At 65.7% G+C, this 17,346-nt stretch carries 13 protein-coding genes; all 13 read right to left on the bottom strand.

Annotated elements, in window-relative coordinates; all coding sequences use genetic code 11:
• Window positions 1-13 precede the first annotated feature (13 nt).
• Window positions 14-226, bottom strand: coding sequence for a carbon storage regulator CsrA (gene csrA / locus RZV17_RS08740; protein ID WP_003481884.1), 213 nt, complete (start codon window positions 224-226; stop codon window positions 14-16).
• A 139-nt stretch (window positions 227-365) separates the two neighbouring features.
• Window positions 366-3,014 (bottom strand): alanine--tRNA ligase, encoded by a 2,649-nt coding sequence (gene alaS / locus RZV17_RS08735; RefSeq protein WP_355608673.1) that lies wholly within the window; start codon window positions 3,012-3,014, stop codon window positions 366-368.
• Window positions 3,015-3,115: 101 nt separating this feature from the next.
• The gene (gene recX / locus RZV17_RS08730; protein WP_039563830.1) at window positions 3,116-3,604 is read right to left on the bottom strand and encodes a recombination regulator RecX; all 489 of its coding nucleotides are present in this window, start codon (window positions 3,602-3,604) and stop codon (window positions 3,116-3,118) included.
• Between the two features lie 250 nt (window positions 3,605-3,854).
• The gene (gene recA, locus RZV17_RS08725; RefSeq protein WP_039404226.1) at window positions 3,855-4,889 is read right to left on the bottom strand and encodes a recombinase RecA; all 1,035 of its coding nucleotides are present in this window, start codon (window positions 4,887-4,889) and stop codon (window positions 3,855-3,857) included.
• 172 nt (window positions 4,890-5,061) lie between these two features.
• A complete protein-coding gene (gene lexA, locus RZV17_RS08720) occupies window positions 5,062-5,703 on the bottom strand; it encodes a transcriptional repressor LexA (protein ID WP_355608669.1) in 642 nt (213 codons plus the stop codon).
• A 78-nt stretch (window positions 5,704-5,781) separates the two neighbouring features.
• Window positions 5,782-7,458, bottom strand: a complete 1,677-nt coding sequence (ubiB, locus tag RZV17_RS08715; protein ID WP_047694107.1) for a 2-polyprenylphenol 6-hydroxylase — start codon at window positions 7,456-7,458, stop codon at window positions 5,782-5,784.
• Between the two features lie 567 nt (window positions 7,459-8,025).
• Window positions 8,026-10,548: a TonB-dependent receptor gene (locus RZV17_RS08710; RefSeq protein WP_355608664.1), complete on the bottom strand. Its 2,523-nt coding sequence runs from the start codon at window positions 10,546-10,548 to the stop codon at window positions 8,026-8,028.
• A 265-nt stretch (window positions 10,549-10,813) separates the two neighbouring features.
• The gene (locus tag RZV17_RS08705; RefSeq protein WP_039404219.1) at window positions 10,814-11,308 is read right to left on the bottom strand and encodes a CinA family protein; all 495 of its coding nucleotides are present in this window, start codon (window positions 11,306-11,308) and stop codon (window positions 10,814-10,816) included.
• A gap of 371 nt (window positions 11,309-11,679) precedes the next feature.
• A complete protein-coding gene (hflX, locus tag RZV17_RS08700) occupies window positions 11,680-12,999 on the bottom strand; it encodes a ribosome rescue GTPase HflX (RefSeq protein ID WP_179455163.1) in 1,320 nt (439 codons plus the stop codon).
• An 11-nt stretch (window positions 13,000-13,010) separates the two neighbouring features.
• Window positions 13,011-13,289: an RNA chaperone Hfq gene (gene hfq, locus RZV17_RS08695; protein ID WP_005915027.1), complete on the bottom strand. Its 279-nt coding sequence runs from the start codon at window positions 13,287-13,289 to the stop codon at window positions 13,011-13,013.
• Between the two features lie 77 nt (window positions 13,290-13,366).
• Complete coding sequence (gene miaA / locus RZV17_RS08690) at window positions 13,367-14,350, bottom strand: tRNA (adenosine(37)-N6)-dimethylallyltransferase MiaA (protein WP_355608660.1); 984 nt, start codon at window positions 14,348-14,350, stop codon at window positions 13,367-13,369.
• A complete protein-coding gene (gene folP / locus RZV17_RS08685; RefSeq protein WP_355608657.1) occupies window positions 14,350-15,252 on the bottom strand; it encodes a dihydropteroate synthase in 903 nt (300 codons plus the stop codon). The genes miaA and folP overlap by 1 nt, the downstream gene beginning before the upstream one ends.
• A gap of 129 nt (window positions 15,253-15,381) precedes the next feature.
• The gene (ftsH, locus tag RZV17_RS08680; RefSeq protein ID WP_355608654.1) at window positions 15,382-17,322 is read right to left on the bottom strand and encodes an ATP-dependent zinc metalloprotease FtsH; all 1,941 of its coding nucleotides are present in this window, start codon (window positions 17,320-17,322) and stop codon (window positions 15,382-15,384) included.
• Window positions 17,323-17,346 lie beyond the last annotated feature (24 nt).

The raw sequence follows: 17,346 nt of genomic DNA, 5'->3' as shown, positions 1-17,346 counted from the left end.
CCCTTTATGACGATCAATTCGAAGAATCGTCGCCGTGATGCGCGCCAGAGGCGACCGGCTCGTCCCCACGTTGGATGCGCTGATAGATCTCTTCGCGATGCACAGCCACATCTTTCGGTGCGGTGATACCGATACGCACCTGATTACCCTTGACGCCGAGCACGGTAACAGTGACCGAGTCGCCGATCATCAAGGTTTCGCCTACCCGGCGAGTGAGGATCAACATTTTGCAAATCTCCTGGAACCGGTGGGTTTCCCACCGGCATCGACGGCCTCCTGAGTGAGACGCGCCCTAGGTAAAGGGAATAGACCAGAAATGGTAGCGGGACATCCTGCCAGCCATCAAGGCATAGCAGGACAAGTGTTCAGCCCAAGTGTTGCTTGACCCAGGAGGGCACACCGTCGAGTGCGGTCGCAAGGGCGGGCCCGTCCTCGCCACCACCCTGGGCGAGATCCGGACGGCCACCGCCCTTGCCCCCGATCTGACTGGCGATATGGCCGAGGAGTTCCCCCGCCTTCACCTTGCCAGTTGGGCTGCCATTCACGCCGGCAACGAGCGCAACCTTGCCGGCCGATGCACCGGCCAACACGATCACCGAATCGCCCAGCTGCTGCTTCAAACGGTCCATCGCATCGCGCAGTGCCTTTGCGTCGAAACCTTCCAGGCGCACGGCAACCACCTTGACCCCGGCGACGTCGATCGCACCGGCACCGAGGTCGGCCGTCGCGCCGGAGGCCAGCTTGGCCTTGAGCGATTCCAGCTCGCGCTCAAGGCGCTTCTGACGCTCGGTCAGCGCGCGCACCTTGTCGACTACCTCGGTGGTGTTGCCGCCGAGCAGACTGGCCGCGTCGGACAAACGGCGCTCTTCGTCGGCCACGTAGTCCAGGGCGCCCTGCCCGGTCACCGCCTCGATGCGGCGCACGCCAGAGGACACGCCGCCCTCGGAGGTGATCTTGAACAGACCGATGTCACCGGTGCGGGTGACATGGGTGCCGCCACACAATTCGGTCGAATAGCCGCCCATCTTCAGGACGCGCACGTTTTCGCCGTACTTCTCGCCGAACAAGGCCATCGCGCCGAAATCCAGTGCCTCCTGCATGGCCATGTTGTGCACTTCGACGCTGTGGTTGGTACGCACTTCGGCGTTGACCTTGCGCTCGATTACCGCCAGCTCTTCCGCAGTAATGGGCTGGAAGTGCGAGAAGTCGAAACGCAGGCGATCGGGCGCCACCAGCGAACCCTTCTGCTGTACATGCGTGCCCAGTACTTCGCGCAGCGCGGCGTGCAGCAGGTGCGTCGCCGAATGGTTGAGGATGGTCTTGCCGCGGCGCTGCACGTCGATGCCTCCGGCCAGCACATCGCCCAGCGCGAGCGTGCCTTCGGTGATGCGTCCCACATGGCCGTGGAACTGGCCGGCAAATTTCTGGGTGTCTGCAACCTCGATCGATACATCGGTATTGCTCAACTGCCCGCTATCGCCGACCTGTCCACCGGATTCTGCATAGAACGGGGTACGGTCGGTGAACACGATGACCTCATCACCAGCCTCGGCACGCTCGACCGGACGGCCCTGCTTGAGCAGCGCGACAACCTTGAGCGCGTCGGCGTCGTGCGCCTCATAACCCAGGAACACGGTCGGCGACATGGTGGCGACCAGATCGGCGGGTAGCGCGACGCCGCCGCCGAACTTGCCTGCCGCGCGCGCGGTTTCGCGCTGCCGCTCCATCGCAAACTCGAAACCCTCCATATCGACCCGCATGCCGCGCTCACGTGCGATGTCGGCGGTCAGGTCGACCGGGAACCCGTAGGTGTCGTACAGACGGAAGGCATCGGCGCCGGGAATCACCTCCTGCGAGCGTGCCGCCACGTCGTCGAAGATCTTCATGCCGGCGTCCAGCGTCTCGGCAAAACGTTCCTCTTCCGCCAACAGGGCGCGTGCCACGGTTTCCTGCGCGGCGGCCAACTCCGGGTAGGCCTCGCCCATCAGCTCGACCAGCGTCGGCACCATCTTGCTGAAGAACGGCTGGCGCACACCCAGCATCCAGCCATGGCGCAGCGCACGCCGGATGATCCGCCGCAGCACATAGCCGCGCCCTTCGTTGGAAGGCAGCACGCCATCGACGATCAGGAACGAACAGGCGCGGATGTGATCGGCGATCACACGCAACGACTTGTTTTCAAGATCGGTGATGCCGGTCAGCGCGCTGGCCTTGCCGATCAAGGCCTGGAACAGATCGATTTCGTAATTGGTATGGACGTGCTGCAGGATCGCGGCCAGACGCTCCAGCCCCATGCCGGTGTCCACGCACGGTGCCGGCAGCGGCACCAGGGTGCCGTCGGGCTGGCGGTCGAACTGCATGAAGACCAGGTTCCAGATTTCGATGAAGCGGTCGCCATCTTCGTCGGGCGAGCCGGGCGGGCCGCCGGCGATGTGATCGCCGTGGTCGAAGAAGATCTCGGTACACGGACCGCACGGACCGGTGTCAGCCATCTGCCAGAAGTTATCCGACGCGTACGGCGCACCCTTGTTGTCGCCGATGCGCACGATGCGGCTTTCCGGAATGCCGATCATGTCGCGCCACAGGGCGAATGCCTCTTCGTCGGTGTGATACACCGTGACCAACAGGCGGTCGGCCGGCAGCTTCCAGACCTGGGTCAACAGCTCCCACGCCCAGGCGATGGCGTCCTTCTTGAAGTAGTCGCCGAATGACCAGTTGCCCAGCATTTCGAAGAAGGTGTGGTGGCGCGCGGTATAGCCCACCGAGTCCAGGTCGTTGTGCTTGCCGCCGGCGCGCAGGCAGCGCTGGACGTCCGCGGCGCGCACGTAGCTGCGCTTTTCCGCGCCAAGGAAGACGTCCTTGAACTGGACCATGCCGGAGTTGGTGAAAAGCAAGGTCGGGTCGTTACCCGGCACCAGCGGAGCGGATGGCACGATGGTGTGGCCCTTCCCCTCGAAAAACGCGAGGAAGTCACTACGGATCTGGGAAGTGCTGAATTTGGCAGGTGCGTTCATGAGCTGGCATTGGGCGGGCGGCAGTCCCGGTCACCCAATGAAATGTGGGCGCAGAGGAGCGGAACAACCTGAAACCACGAAGGGTAGCAGGCCTGACGCCCTCAGTCCTCAAGGTCGAAGCGGGTGGCGCGACGAATGCAGTCGCCGTCGAAACCGCGCCTGGCCAATAGATCGGCGGCCTTGCGCCGCTGCGGCAGATCGACCGGCCCTTCTTCACCAAACCGGCGACGGATCAGATCACGTGCGTTCTCGATCCAATCGCCTTCAAACGTGGCCATGGCAGCACTGACGGCATCGCTATCCAGGCCATGGGTTCCCAGTTCGGCACGAATGTGCAGCGGGCCATAGCCCGAGCCGGCGCGGTTACGGACCACCGCCGCGGCAAACCGGGCGTCATCCTGCCAGCCTTCGCCCGCGAGCCGCTCGACCGCGGCCTGTGCGGCCTCCGGCTCGATCCCGCGCGCCAGTAGCTTTCGGTTCAATTCCTTGCGTGAATGCTCGCGTCGCACCAGCAGGCCGAGTGCGCGCTGGACCGGCGTCTGCTCCTTGAACCGGCGTCCCCGCTTCGGTGCGGGTTCTTGCTCGTCCATCGTGACGTGTCCCCCTAACGCTGAATCAATGCGCCCTCCGTGGCGCCTGCCCTCCTGGCCTTCGATAGATCTACCGCGAGAAGCAACGGCACTGACTCCGCCGTCCTCGCGATAGAAAAACTTGGCGCGTCACCTGCAGCTGGCCAACAAACCGATCGATAGCGCTTGAGTCCGCCGAGTCCATCACCGGACCCGGCGGGCCGTCTGCAGTGCCAACGCACCTGTCGCAGCCGGCCACCAGCGGTTGCGCTTATTCCTTCTCGGCGTCGTCGCCTGCTTCGCGGGGCGCTTCGGCGGGCTGGAACTTCTCGCGCAGCTCTGCTTCGAGCTTGGCAGCGACCTGCGGGTTGTCGCGCAGGTAGCCACGCGCATTGTCCTTGCCCTGACCGATACGCTCGTCGCCGTAGCTGTACCAGGCACCTGCCTTGTCCACCAGCTTGGCTTCCACACCCATGTCGATCAGTTCGCCTTCGCGGCTGATGCCTTCACCGTAGAGGATTTCGGTCACGATCTGCTTGAACGGAGGTGCCAGCTTGTTCTTGACCACCTTGATCTTGGTCTGGTTGCCGATGATCTCGTCACCCTTCTTGATCGCGCCGATACGACGGATGTCCAGGCGCACGGAGGCATAGAACTTCAATGCGTTACCGCCGGTGGTCACTTCCGGGCTCTGGCCCGGCATCATCACGCCGATCTTCATGCGCAGCTGGTTGATGAAGACCACCAGCGTGTTGGATCGCTTGATGTTGCCGGTCAGCTTGCGCAGGGCCTGGCTCATCAGGCGCGCCTGCAGGCCCGGCAACTGGTCGCCCATTTCGCCTTCGATTTCCGCCTTCGGGGTCAGTGCGGCCACCGAGTCGACCACCACGATGTCCACCGAGCCCGAGCGCACCAGCATGTCGGCGATTTCCAGCGCCTGCTCACCGGTATCGGGCTGCGACAGCAGCAGGTCGTCGACGTTGACGCCCAGCTTGGCGGCATAGATCGGATCCAGCGCATGCTCGGCATCGATGAAGGCAGCCGTCCCGCCCTTCTTCTGGCACTCGGCAATGGCCTGCAGGGTCAGCGTGGTCTTGCCCGAGGATTCCGGGCCGTAGATTTCCACGACGCGGCCCTTCGGCAGGCCGCCGATCCCCAGTGCGATGTCCAACATCAGCGAACCGGTCGGAATGATCTCGACCGCTTCGATCACGCGGTCGCCCATGCGCATCACGGAGCCCTTGCCGAATTGCTTTTCGATCTGGCTCAGTGCGGCGGAAAGGGCGCGCTTCTTGTTCTCATCCATCTGGGTGATCCTTGTCAGTGATTTCGGTGTGGAGCTAATGTAGCGGCGGTGTATCGCACAGGCTGAGACTGGCGGCGACACACTCAGATTAACGATGCAGACCCTGCGCTGGCAGCGGTGAATCCTGCGCTACCGGCTGAGAAAAAAGCCAGCGCACACATCGGCGCAATCCTTAGCGATTGGGCCTCAGCAGCCCGCAATACAGGCCTTCGATGGCGAAATCCTGATCCGGCAGCACTTCGATCGGCGCATAGTCCGGGTTGCGCGGCAGCAGCCGGATCCGGTCCTTGCCGATCTTGAGCAACTTGACTGTGATCTCTTCTTCGATCCGGGCCACCACGATCTGCCCGGAGCGGGCGTCGCGGGTGCGGTGCACGCCAATCAGGTCGCCGTCGAAAATGCCCTCGTCGCGCATGGAGTCGCCCTGTACCTTGAGCAGATAGTCCGGCGAAGGCGAGAAGAACACCCGGTCGAGCACGACGAAGTCGTCCGAGCCGATATCGGCACCAATCGGCAAGCCCGCCGCCACGCGGCCCAGGACGGGCAAGCGCAGCACGTCGTCGCGCGCCAGCTCGCTCACCGGCGGCGTGCGCGGCTGCGCGCCCTGCCCGGCCAGCCGAATCCCGCGCGCCTGTCCCGGCACGCGGCGGATCGCCCCCGCCTGCTCCAGGGCCTCCAGGTGATATTGCGCGGCGCGCACGCCCCTGAAGCCGAAAGCGCGGGCGATTTCGGTCTGCGAGGGCGGAACGCCGTCGGTCTCGATGCGTTCGGCGATCAAGGCCAGGATGGCTTGCTGGGTATCGGTCAGGTCCATGATTAGTAGTATTACTACTAACGGCACGCGACGCAATACCCAGAAGCAGCGGTCGTTCGGCTGCGATGACCGGCTCTGCTATCGCCGGCTGCGCCAGATCGAAAACAGGATCCAGATGCCGCACAGGCCGGCACCGATGAACCCACCGACGCCCAGCCCGAGCAGCCAGCGGCTGGCGCTACCGCCAACGCTGTTCATGACGATCGACGAGCCGATCACCAGTGCGGCGGTGACGATGCCCATGGTGAGGCGATTGGCAGCGCGGTCGACCTGGTCGCCGAACTCGCGCAAGGCGCGCGTTTCTACCTGCAACTGCAGCTTGCCGCGCCGCGCGGCCTGGATCAGCCGCTTGAGATCGCGCGGGAGATCGCCGATCAGGTCGATCGCGCCAGTCACGGTGCGACGGCTGCGCCGCAACATGGCGCGTGGTGCATAACGCTGCAACACCACACGCTCCAGATAGGGCCGCGCTTCGGTGGCCATGTCGAAGTCCGGGTCGAGCTGGCGCCCCATGCCTTCGAGGGTGAGGAAGGCCTTGATCATCAGCGCCAGATCCGACGGCAGCGTCAGGCCGTGATCGCGCAGGATCGCGGTGACGTCGCCCAGCATCGCGCCGATGCGCAACTCCTTGAGCGGCACGCCGCGGTACTCGTCGACGAAGGCTCCGATGTCCTGCTGCAAACGCGCCTCGTCGATATCCAGACTGGTCCCTGCCCACTCCAGCAACACGTCGATGACCGCGTCGGCGTCGTAGCTGACCATGCCATGCAGCAGCTGTGCGACCTGAAACCGACGCTGCTCGGACACCCGCCCGACCATGCCGAAATCGATGACCGCGATCCGGCCATCGCGCAGGTAGAAAATGTTGCCCGGATGCGGGTCGGCGTGGAAGCAGCCGTGCTGCAACACCATCTTGAGCACGATGCCGGCACCGGCCCGCGCCAGCGCACGGCGGTCCAGTCCCGCCGCATCGACTGCCTGCAGGTCGCGCCCGGGGATGCCGTCGATGAATTCCTGCACATTGAGCGACTCGCAGGTCCACTGCCAGTACACCGCCGGTACCACCACCTGCGGGTCGTGCGCGAAGTTGGCGGCGATGCGCTCGGCATTGCGGCACTCGGCGGCGAAGTCGAGCTCGCGCCGCAGCGACACGGTGAACTGCTGCACCACTTCGGTCGGGCGATAGCGCTTGAGATCCGGTGCGCGTGTCTCGACGATATCGGCCAGCCGCGCGAGCAGGCGCAGATCCGCATCGATGGTGTCGCCGATGCCGGGGCGACGGATCTTCAACACCACCGGCGTGCCATCGGCCAACCAGGCGCGGTGGGTCTGCGCCAGCGATGCGGCGGCCAGCGGGTGTTCGTCCAGGCGCGCGAAGACGGTGTCCGGTTCGGCGCCCAGCGCGGCCACCAGCTGGGGGCGGACCTGCTCGAACGGCAATGCGGGCACCGCGTTCTGCAGCTCGCTCAGCTCGTCGATCCACTCCGGCGGCAACAGGTCCACGCGCGTGGCCAGCACCTGGCCTAGCTTGACGAAGGTGGGCCCGAGTTCTTCCAGTGCGCGCCGTACGCGCACCGCCGCAGACATGCGCAAGCGACCTTCGGCGTTGTTCCAGTGCAGCAACCGGCCGGCACGTTCGAGCACATCGGCCAGTCCGATCCGGCGCACCACATCGCCGAAGCCATACCGGATCAGGACCGCGGCGATTTCCTGCAGACGCCCGAGGTCACGGACGGTGCCCAGCGCTTCCCACATCAGTGCACCGCCTGCATGTAGCGGGCTGCGTAACCGTGCGCGCGGAACGGCGGCGGTGCAGGCGACCTGCGGGCATCCGGTCTATGCGCCTGCGGTCGATGCCATCGCCAGCATGTCTCCGCCGGCGCTGGACGCACGCAGCACGCGTCAGGAACGCATGCCTGCAGGGCGACATCGGAACGGTCGCTGCATCCGCGTGCGTGCAACGCAACAGAACACAGCGCAGCGGCCGCACAGCCGCCAGAAAAAACGGACGGCCATGCATCAGCAACGGCATTGGAAAGCAGCAGCAACATCGGCACGCAGGTCGGCAGGCAGACCCTGTTTGTAGCCGATCTCGGCGACGCTGTCGCGTCTTTGGCCGAGCCAGGTTTGGCGCGACTCACAAACCGCGGCAGGCAGCAGCCAGGCGGATCTGGACAGCGCAGACCGCCGGATGCAACCGGTTCGGCCCATTCGGGGGCCGCGCCCGCGCCCGCTCGACGGCAACACAGCGGTCTGCTGTCGCTCCGGGCAGGCAGGACTGCGCGTGTGCACCGACTACCGCGTGCGGTGAGAGCGACGCGCTCAATAACGCAGCCGCAAGGTCACCCCATAGGTCCGCGGCGCGCCCAGGAACGCGTTCCAGGAGCCGGCCTGCAACGGTGTATCGATGACGATCTGTCGATAGGTTTCGTTGCCCAGATTCTCCGCCCAGGCTTCCAGCAGCCAACGCTTGTCGTCTGCACCGATGCCCACCCGCGCATTGAGCAAGGTGTAACCGGGTTGCGCTTTTTGCGGATCCAGATCGGAGCCGGCGTTGTACTCGGAGCTGTATTTGGCTCCGACGTTGGCGCGACCGGTCAAGCGGTTGCCCAGCGCGTGCTCGTAGGTCACCGACAGGTTGGCCGACCAGCGCGGTGCAAAGCTCGCTCGGCTGCCGGGCAGCAACGCCAGCTCTGCATCGGGCAACACATCATCGCCATAGGTGGTGTCTGCATAGCTGAGCCCGCCCTGCACCATCAGCCCGGGCAAGGCGCCCTGCCAGAGCACTTCGGTATCGATGCCGCGCGACACCACGGTGGGAATGGCGCGAACCACGAAACTGGTGCCGAGAAAATTGTTGAGCTGGAAGTCGCTGAAGTCCTGGTAGAACAGCGCTGCGTTCACCAGCAGGTTGCCGCCGAGCCAGGTGGTCTTGGCGCCGAGTTCGTAGCTGTCGACGAATTCGCCCGGAAACGAGGTGTCGTCCACCGGCAGGATGCCTTGCACGCCGCTGGACAGGCCGTCGGAAGATTGCACGCGGTCGAGATTGAAACCACCGGCCTTGTAGCCGCGCGCCGCCGACGCGTAGGTCATCAGTGATGCGTTCCAGCGATACGCCAGCTTGGCGGTGCCGGACCACTCGCGTTCGGTGCGGCGCTGTTCGGTCAGGCGGCCGGCGTGCGCGATATTGGTCCAGGGCAGACAGCTGAAGCCGATGACCTGCGGCGCAATGGAAGGCACTGCAGCTGCGGGCACCCCACGCGAAACGAGCGCAGCGCCGATGCGCCGCAACGCGGCCGGATTCACCTGCCCGTCGGCGGCAAAATAACTCGCGCAGGCCGGGCTCCCATCGGGGTTTTCAAACGCCGAGCGCAAGGCCTTGTGCTCGTAGGTGTAGCGCAGGCCGACCACCACATCCAGCGCATCGGTGGCATGCCAGGTGTTGTTGGTGAACAGCGCGGCGCTGGTGCCGTCCTGCCGAAACCGGTCCTGGCTGCCCTGCCCGCGAAACAGGCTGCCGGCGGGCAGGCCGGTCGTATCGGCGAGAAAACGCGTTGCGTCGGGGCGTGCTGCCAATGCCGGATTGATGCGTGCAAGCAGCACGCTGGATAGGTAGGGCTCGTAGGCGCTGCCAAACCGGTAGGACTCGTTACGGTGCAGGGTTTCGTCGGCATAAAACGCGCCGACCAGCCAGTCGACGCGCTCGGTAGACCCAGCCAGGCGCAGTTCCTGGCTGAAGGTCCTGAACTTGGTGAGCATCTCGTTCTCGCGCGCCTGGCGGTAGAGGATGTCGGCAGCGCCATAGTCGAAATCCAGGCCGTTGACCGACTTCCAGTCGCGCAACGCGGTGATCGAGGTCAGCACTGCATCGTTCAGCCAGGGCGTGGTCCAGTCGACCTGAGCCGACACGCCCTTGTCCCGGATGTCCTGCGCCGTGCTGCGGTTGCTGTAGGCGCGCCTGCGTTGCGGCTCTGCACGCGGGCTGGTGCCCTGACCGCCAGGCGCCAGCGCGTCGATCAGGGCGGCGGTGGGACCACGCTCGGTGGTCACGGTGACGCAGCAGTTTTCCTTGCGGCTGGTGGCATCGGCGGCAAGATTGATGTCCACATCATCGCTGGGCTCCCACAACCACTGCACCCGCGCAGTACGCAAGTTCTGGTCGCCATCATCGGTTGCGGTACGTGGGCCGGCCCCGGTCACCACCTGGTCGAAGCCGTCGCGACGACGTCTGGCTGCATACACGCGCAACGCACTGGTCTCGCCCAGCGCGTCGTTGAACGCGCCCGCCACGCCGAGCGCACCGTAATTGCCCGCGGTGATCTCGGCATCGGCACTGCGGGTGAAACTGGGGCGACGTGTGACCACGTTGATGACGCCGGCAGAGGTGTTCTTGCCGAAGACGGTGCCCTGCGGTCCTTTCAGCACTTCGATGCGTTCCAGCTCGCCCAGGTCGGCGAAGCTCACGCCATTGCGTGCACGCGCCACCCCATCGATGACCACGCCGACCGAAGATTCGAGCCCTGCGTTGTCGCCCACCGTGCCGATGCCGCGGATGCGTGCAGTGGTCTGCGCTGCGCTCTGGCTGCTGGTCACGATCAAGCCCGGCACCAGCACCTGCAGTTCCTTGATGTCGTGCACGCCGCTGTCCTGCAGCAGTTGTTCGGGCAAGACCGACACGACCACCGGCACATCCTGTAGCGATTCCTCGCGCTTTTGCGCGGTCACCTTGAGCGTCCCCAGGGTCGCCGGCTCATCAGGCGCGGTCTGCGCAGAGAGAGGCCGTGCGGGCAGCGCTGCCAACAGGGCAAGCGCCAGCACGGTGCGGTGGTGCCGTTGCATATCCATGAGTGTCCCCCGACGAGATCGCGTGCGCTGCCTGCAGCCAGTGCCGCAGCTATGCGCGCGGTGCCACCTTACCGGGTTCGACGCCCTGTCGCGTGCCACCAGCGGAATGCGCGGAGCGTCCGACGAACGCGGGCCGCACGCAGGATGCATGCAAGCCATGCGCCGCCAGCGGCAGGACTCATCGGCAGTGGAGAACGGGAGTGCCTACGCTCACACTAGAATCGAAATGCCTGCGATCCGCCGCGCGAGATGCCCGCCCGCAGAATCAAAGCAGTGCACTCAGCCCACGCAACGCGGCCACCACGGTCTGGCGCCGTACCGCATCGCGATCGCCAGCGAACTGGAACAGCTGCGCCGTGGCGTAGCCGCCGCGCCGCTTCCAGCCGATCCACACCGTGCCGACCGGCTTGTCGTCGCTACCGCCGCCCGGTCCGGCGATGCCGGTCACTGCGACTGCGATGCTTGCACCGGAGTTGACCAGCGCGCCGGAGACCATTTCGATCACGGTTTCGCGGCTGACCGCACCGTGCACTTCCAGCGTCTGTGGTCGCACGCCCAGCAAGGCCTGCTTGGCCTCGTAGCTGTAGGCGGCCATGCCGCAATCGAACCAGTGCGACGAGCCGGCAACATCGGTCACTGCCTTGGCGATCCAGCCGCCGGTGCAGCTCTCGGCCGTGACCAGTCGCTCGCGCGCAGCAAGCAGTTGCTGACCCAGGGTTTCGGCCAGCTGCTGCAACTCGGAATCGGCGGACAAGGACATGGGCACGGCGATGAAGGAAGGCAGCGGACGTTTTAGCCCAATTCGCCGCCCCTGTCTGCGGCTGGCCCGGCGCGCCGGCCCCGGCGGCGTAGCCGCGATTCAGTCGCACTGTGTTGCATGGCAGCGGAAGCGAGGGCATGGCGTGCACAACGGCGCTCGCTCACTGCGCCGCCGCTGCGGCGATATGACGTCCATTCGTCGCCGCCACGCCAATCCTTTCCGGCCCGCCCTGCTCCAGCTTGCGCCGCCGCTGCAGCCCACCACGGGGTGAGCCGCAGCCACGCCGGCGGTGACTGGTGCGCGGCTCACCCATCAGCGCACGGGCGATGACCTGGCAACGCGGCTTGCGCAGGCCGCCGTACACGAAGGACCTAGGTTTCCCAGTCTTCCCGGCGGTCCGGCAGCATCGCGCGCAGCGGCGCGCCATCGTCGCCTGCGGCAAGCCGCTCGGCTTCGACCATCGGCAGGTCGACGTCGAGCAACCAGCCGTCCTCGTCAGCCTGCTCGCCGCGGACCACTTCCAGCTGGTGCAGCTTGGAACGCAGGCGGCCGGCCGACGGCGGCAGCCGCAGTTGCCCGGTCACATGACGCAGATCCAGGCGTTGGCCGAGCGCGTGCTGCAGCTCTTCCAGACCGCGGCCGTCGCGCGCGGAGATCCACACGCGCTCGCGGCGCGCCGGGTCGGGAATCCCGTCCTGCGCGTCGTGGCGCACTTCGGCGCCGTCGATCCTGTCGATCTTGTTGAACACCAGCAGCTGCGGCAGATCGCCCGCACCCACGGCATGCAGCACTTCGTCGACCTGCAGGATGCGCTCTTCGCGCAGCGGGTCGGCCGCATCGACGATATGCAGCAGCAGATCGGCCTCGCGCGCCTCCGACAGGGTCGACCGGAACGCGGCCACCAGTTCATGCGGCAGATCGCGCACGAAGCCGACCGTATCGGCCAGGATCGCACTGCCGCCCGGCAACGCAATGCGGCGCACGGTGGGGTCCAAGGTCGCGAACAGCTGGTCGGCCGCGTAGGCGTCGGCGCCGGTCAGGGCGTTGAACAGCGTCGACTTGCCGGCATTGGTGTAGCCCACCAGTGCGATGCGCGGCAATTCACTGCGCAGACGCGCGCGGCGCATCTGATTGCGCTGCACCTCGACCTTTTCCAGCCGCTTCTGCAACTGCTCCACGCGCTTTTGCAGCAGGCGACGATCGGTTTCCAGCTGGGTTTCGCCGGGGCCGCGCAAGCCGATCGAGCCGCCGCGCTGACGCTCCAGGTGGGTCCAGCCGCGGACCAGGCGGGTCGCCATGTGACGCAATTGCGCCAACTCCACCTGCAGCTTGCCTTCGTGGCTGCGCGCGCGTTGCGCGAAGATGTCCAGGATCAGCCCGGTGCGGTCGATCACGCGCCGCTCCAGGTAGCGCTCCAGGTTGCGCTCCTGCCCGGGCGACAAGGTGTGATTGACCAACACCAGATCCGCGCCGGTGGCCTCGGCCGCCGCCTTGACCTCTTCCAGCTTGCCGCTGCCGATCAAGGTCGACGGGCTGGGTTTGTCGATGCGCGCGGTGAGCGTTGCCGCCACCGTGGCGCCCGCCGACTTTGCAAGGTCGGCGAACTCCTCCAGCACATCGTCCTCGGCAGGCCCACCGGAGTGGGTCTGAATCAACAGCGCGTGTTCACCCTTGCGTGAGCGATCAAACACGCACTACTCCATTACTGCTCGACGTCGTCATCTTCCGCTTGATTACCTTCATTGGATTGCACGTACCCACCACCCGGCCCCACGCGCACATTGCGCGCCGGCACGACCGTGGAGATGGCGTGCTTGTAGACCATCTGACTCACCGTGTTGCGCAACAGGACCACGAATTGATCGAACGATTCGATCGTGCCCTGCAGCTTGATGCCGTTGACCAGATACACAGAGACCGGCACTCGCTCGCGCCGCAGCGCATTGAGGAATGGATCCTGTAAAGATTGCCCCTTAGCCATCGAAAACTCCTCGTCGTTCTTGTTCTTATTGTCCCGGTCGACACCCGCCATCCCCAGCCGGCCCCGGAAACGGGATGTTACACGCCTGAAGGCGACTGCACAGCGGGACGATGAGCGAGGAAGCCGACAAGTGCGTCGTCCAATCGATGCCGATCACGCTCCGGGTCGAACCAGCGCGCGTCGAGCTCGCCACGGAGCCAGGTGAGCTGCCGCTTGGCCAGCTGTCGGGTCGCCTGGACCGCCTTGTCGCGGAACTCGGCCAGGCTGCCGGCCCCATCCAGATACTCCCAGGCCTGGCGATAGCCCACCGCGCGCACTGCGGGCAGATCCAGCGGTGCGGCCACCGCCTGCATCTGTGGTAACGCCCGCAACCGCCGCACCTCTGCCAGAAAATCCTGCGCCAGCATCGCGTCCAGGCGGTGTTCGATGCGTGCATGCAGCACCGCACGCTCGCATGGCGCCAGTACCACCTTCAACACCCGAACCGGCAGCCGCGGCCCCGACGGTAGCGCCTGCCAATAACTGATGGGCCGCCCGCTGACGCGGTAGACCTCCAGCGCCCGCTGGATCCGCTGCGGATCGGTAGCGTGGATGCGTGCCGCCGCGACCGGGTCCACGTGTGCCAGCTGCGCGTGCAAGCCGGCCCAACCGAGCTGCTCGGCCTCGGCCGCGATGGACGCGCGCACCGCCGGGTCGGCCTCCGGCAATTGCGACAGGCCTTCCAGCAACGCACGGAAATACAGCCCGGTGCCACCGGCGAGAATCGGCAACTTGCCGCGCGCCACGATGTCGTCGATCGCCTTGCGCGCATCGGCGGCGAATTCGGCGGCCGAATAGACCTGCCAGGGATCACGCAGATCGATCAGGTGATGCGGCACCGCTGCGCGCATGCCGGCATCGGGCTTGGCCGCGCCGATGTCCAGCCCGCGGTACACCAGCGCCGAATCGACGCTGACGATTTCCCCATCCCAGCGCTGTGCAGCCTCCAGCGCCAGCGCAGTCTTGCCGCTGGCAGTGGGGCCCATCAGGGCGATCGCCAATGGGCGTTGGTCGGCAGGCATCAGTCCTCGTCCGGCCAACGGATCGTCGGCGCGGCCGGTGCACTGACGCGCGGGACGGGAATGGCCGCCATTGCGTTCCACACCTTCAACGCATCCACGGTCGCCGCCACATCGTGCACGCGCAGCAGCAGCGCACCGTGCTGTGCGGCGATCAGATGTGCCGCCACCGAGCCGTGGATGCGTTCGGGGGCGATCTCGCGCCCGGTCAACTCGCCGATGCTGCGCTTGCGCGACAGCCCCGCCAGCACCGGCAGGCCGAATTCCTGCAGTCGCTGTAGCTGCGCCAGCAAGGTGAGGTTATGTGCAGTGGTCTTGTCGAAGCCGAAACCCGGGTCCAGGATCAGCCGTCGCTTGTCGATGCCCGCCATCTCGGCAGCGAAGATGCGTTCGGCCAGAAACCGGTGCACCTCACCGACCACATCGTCATAGTGCGGCGTGTCCTGCATCGCATGTGGCGCGCTGCGCGCATGCATCAGCACCACGGGGACGCGCAGGTCCGAGGCCGCTTCCAATGCTCCGGGCGAACGCAACGCATGAACGTCGTTGATCATGCCGGCGCCGGCCGCGACTGCTGCGCGCATGACCTCCGGTTTGGAGGTGTCCACGCTGATCGGCACGCCGGTGCGCTGCGCCAGCGCCTCGATCACCGGAATCACCCGCTGCAGTTCCTCTTCCACCGACACCGCTGTAGCACCCGGGCGGGTGGATTCGCCGCCGATATCCAGCACCGCAGCGCCCTGTTCCACCAGCAACAACCCATGCGCGATTGCCGCTTCGCAGGTCGCATGCTGGCCGCCGTCGGAGAACGAGTCGGGCGTGACATTGACGATCCCCATCACCTGCGGCGCATCCAGTCGCAGGCTGCGGCCGGCGCAATCCAGTTTGAGGGCGGTATCGAACATCGGGCGGTGTCTCCGTGGGGTGGCTGCGATCGCTCGCACATGGGCCTTGATGCAGCCCGATAACGCATCAAGGCCGGGAATCGCTTCCCGGCCTTGATGGATGCATCTGCAGATCGGCGTTTGACCGGCTTAGATCTGCTCGGCGGGTCCGGCGATCGGCGGCAACGGACGCGGGCTGCCCTTGTCGTTGTTGTTGCCACCGTCCTTGTCGGACTTGCCCCAACCGGCCGGCGGCGGCGGCTCGCGGCCTTCCATGATGGCGTCGATCTGCGGTACGTCGATGGTTTCGTACTGCAGCAGCAACTGCGACATGGCATGCAGCTTGTCCAGATTCTCGGTGAGGATGGTCTTGGTCTTGCTGTAGGCCTTGTCCAGGATCGAACGCACCACTTCATCGATCTTGCGCGCGGTCTCGTCGGAGACGTTCTTGTGCTGGGTCACCGAACGACCCAGGAATACCTCGTCCTCTTCCTCGCCGTAGGCCACCGGGCCGAGCTCGTCGGACAGGCCCCACTTGGTGACCATGTTGCGCGCCATCTTGGTGGCCCGCTCGATGTCGTTGGACGCACCGGTGGTGACCTTATCGCCGCCGAAAATCAGCTCTTCGGCAACGCGACCACCGTACAGCGAGCACAGCTGCGATTCGATGGCGACACGGTTCATCGAGTAACGGTCGCCTTCCGGCAGATACATCGTCACGCCGAGTGCGCGGCCGCGCGGAATGATAGTGACCTTGTAAACCGGGTCGTGCTCCGGCACCAGGCGCCCGACGATGGCGTGGCCCGCCTCGTGATACGCGGTGAGCGTCTTTTCGTCTTCGCTCATGGCCATCGAACGACGTTCGGCGCCCATCAGGATCTTGTCGCGGGCACGGTCGAAGTGGTCCATACGGACTTCCTTCTCGCTGCCGCGCGCGGCAAACAGCGCCGCTTCGTTGCACAGGTTGGCCAGATCGGCACCGGAGAACCCCGGGGTGCCGCGTGCGATGACCATCGGCACCACGTCGTCGGCCAGCGGCAGCTTGCGCATGTGCACGCGCAGGATCTGCTCGCGACCCTTGACGTCCGGCAGACCGACCACGACCTGGCGGTCGAAGCGGCCCGGACGCAGCAGCGCCGGGTCCAGCACGTCGGGGCGGTTGGTGGCCGCGATCACGATCACGCCTTCGCCGCCCTCGAAGCCATCCATCTCGACCAGCAACTGGTTCAAGGTCTGCTCGCGCTCGTCGTGGCCGCCACCCAGGCCAGCACCGCGATGACGGCCCACTGCATCGATTTCGTCGATGAAGATGATGCACGGCGCGTGCTTCTTGGCCTGCTCGAACATGTCGCGCACGCGGCTGGCGCCGACGCCGACGAACATTTCGACAAAATCGGAGCCGGAGATGCTGAAGAACGGCACCTTGGCCTCACCGGCGATCGCCTTGGCGAGCAGCGTCTTGCCGGTACCCGGCGGGCCCACCATCAGGACGCCACGCGGAATCTTGCCGCCCAGCTTGGTGAACTTGGTCGGATCACGCAGGAAGTCGACCAGCTCGCCGACCTCTTCCTTGGCCTCGTCGCAACCGGCAACGTCGGCAAAGGTGATCTTGATCTGGTCTTCGCCCTGCAGCTTGGCGCGCGACTTGCCGAAGCTCATCGCGCCCTTGGCGCCACCACCGCCGCCCTGCATCTGGCGCATGATGAACAGCCAGAAGCCGATGATGAGGATGACCGGCAGGAAGTTGAGCACCAGAGACCAGAAGCCCGGCCCGGTGGCCGGCTTCTGGCGGGTCATTTCGATGTTCTTGCTATAGAGCACGTCGACCAGCTTGTCGTCGCGCGGACCGTACACGGTGGCTTCGCTGCCGTCGGTGCGCTTGAAGCGGATCGCATTGACGGCGAGATTGGTCTCGTCGGTGTAATCCACCGACTTGACGCGCCCGGAGTCAACTTCTTTCAGAAACTGGGTGTAGGTGATCGAGTCGGCACCGACGCCACCCGCCATCCGCGGCGAGAAGCTCTGGAAGACAACCATCAGCACAACTGCGACGACCACCCACAGCAGCAGATTCTTGGTCAAGTCGTTCATCCTCATTGGCTCCGGTGCCCTCTA

It is taken from the genome of Xanthomonas cannabis (assembly GCF_040616535.1).
GTDB classification, from domain to species: domain Bacteria; phylum Pseudomonadota; class Gammaproteobacteria; order Xanthomonadales; family Xanthomonadaceae; genus Xanthomonas; species Xanthomonas cannabis.
This window is presented reverse-complemented; position numbering and strand designations above follow the sequence as displayed.

What these genes read in the sequence shown, in the direction of transcription:
- recX (WP_039563830.1), bottom strand. Translation starts at nt 3,604, where the DNA reads ATGGACGAGCAAGAACCCGCACCGAAGCGGGGACGCCGGTTCAAGGAG.
- RZV17_RS08705 (WP_039404219.1), bottom strand. Translation starts at nt 11,308, where the DNA reads ATGTCCTTGTCCGCCGATTCCGAGTTGCAGCAGCTGGCCGAAACCCTG.
- alaS (WP_355608673.1), bottom strand. Translation starts at nt 3,014, where the DNA reads ATGAACGCACCTGCCAAATTCAGCACTTCCCAGATCCGTAGTGACTTC.
- recA (WP_039404226.1), bottom strand. Translation starts at nt 4,889, where the DNA reads ATGGATGAGAACAAGAAGCGCGCCCTTTCCGCCGCACTGAGCCAGATC.
- hfq (WP_005915027.1), bottom strand. Translation starts at nt 13,289, where the DNA reads ATGGCTAAGGGGCAATCTTTACAGGATCCATTCCTCAATGCGCTGCGG.
- ftsH (WP_355608654.1), bottom strand. Translation starts at nt 17,322, where the DNA reads ATGAACGACTTGACCAAGAATCTGCTGCTGTGGGTGGTCGTCGCAGTT.
- RZV17_RS08710 (WP_355608664.1), bottom strand. Translation starts at nt 10,548, where the DNA reads ATGGATATGCAACGGCACCACCGCACCGTGCTGGCGCTTGCCCTGTTG.
- folP (WP_355608657.1), bottom strand. Translation starts at nt 15,252, where the DNA reads ATGTTCGATACCGCCCTCAAACTGGATTGCGCCGGCCGCAGCCTGCGA.
- lexA (WP_355608669.1), bottom strand. Translation starts at nt 5,703, where the DNA reads ATGGACCTGACCGATACCCAGCAAGCCATCCTGGCCTTGATCGCCGAA.
- ubiB (WP_047694107.1), bottom strand. Translation starts at nt 7,458, where the DNA reads ATGTGGGAAGCGCTGGGCACCGTCCGTGACCTCGGGCGTCTGCAGGAA.
- miaA (WP_355608660.1), bottom strand. Translation starts at nt 14,350, where the DNA reads ATGCCTGCCGACCAACGCCCATTGGCGATCGCCCTGATGGGCCCCACT.
- csrA (WP_003481884.1), bottom strand. Translation starts at nt 226, where the DNA reads ATGTTGATCCTCACTCGCCGGGTAGGCGAAACCTTGATGATCGGCGAC.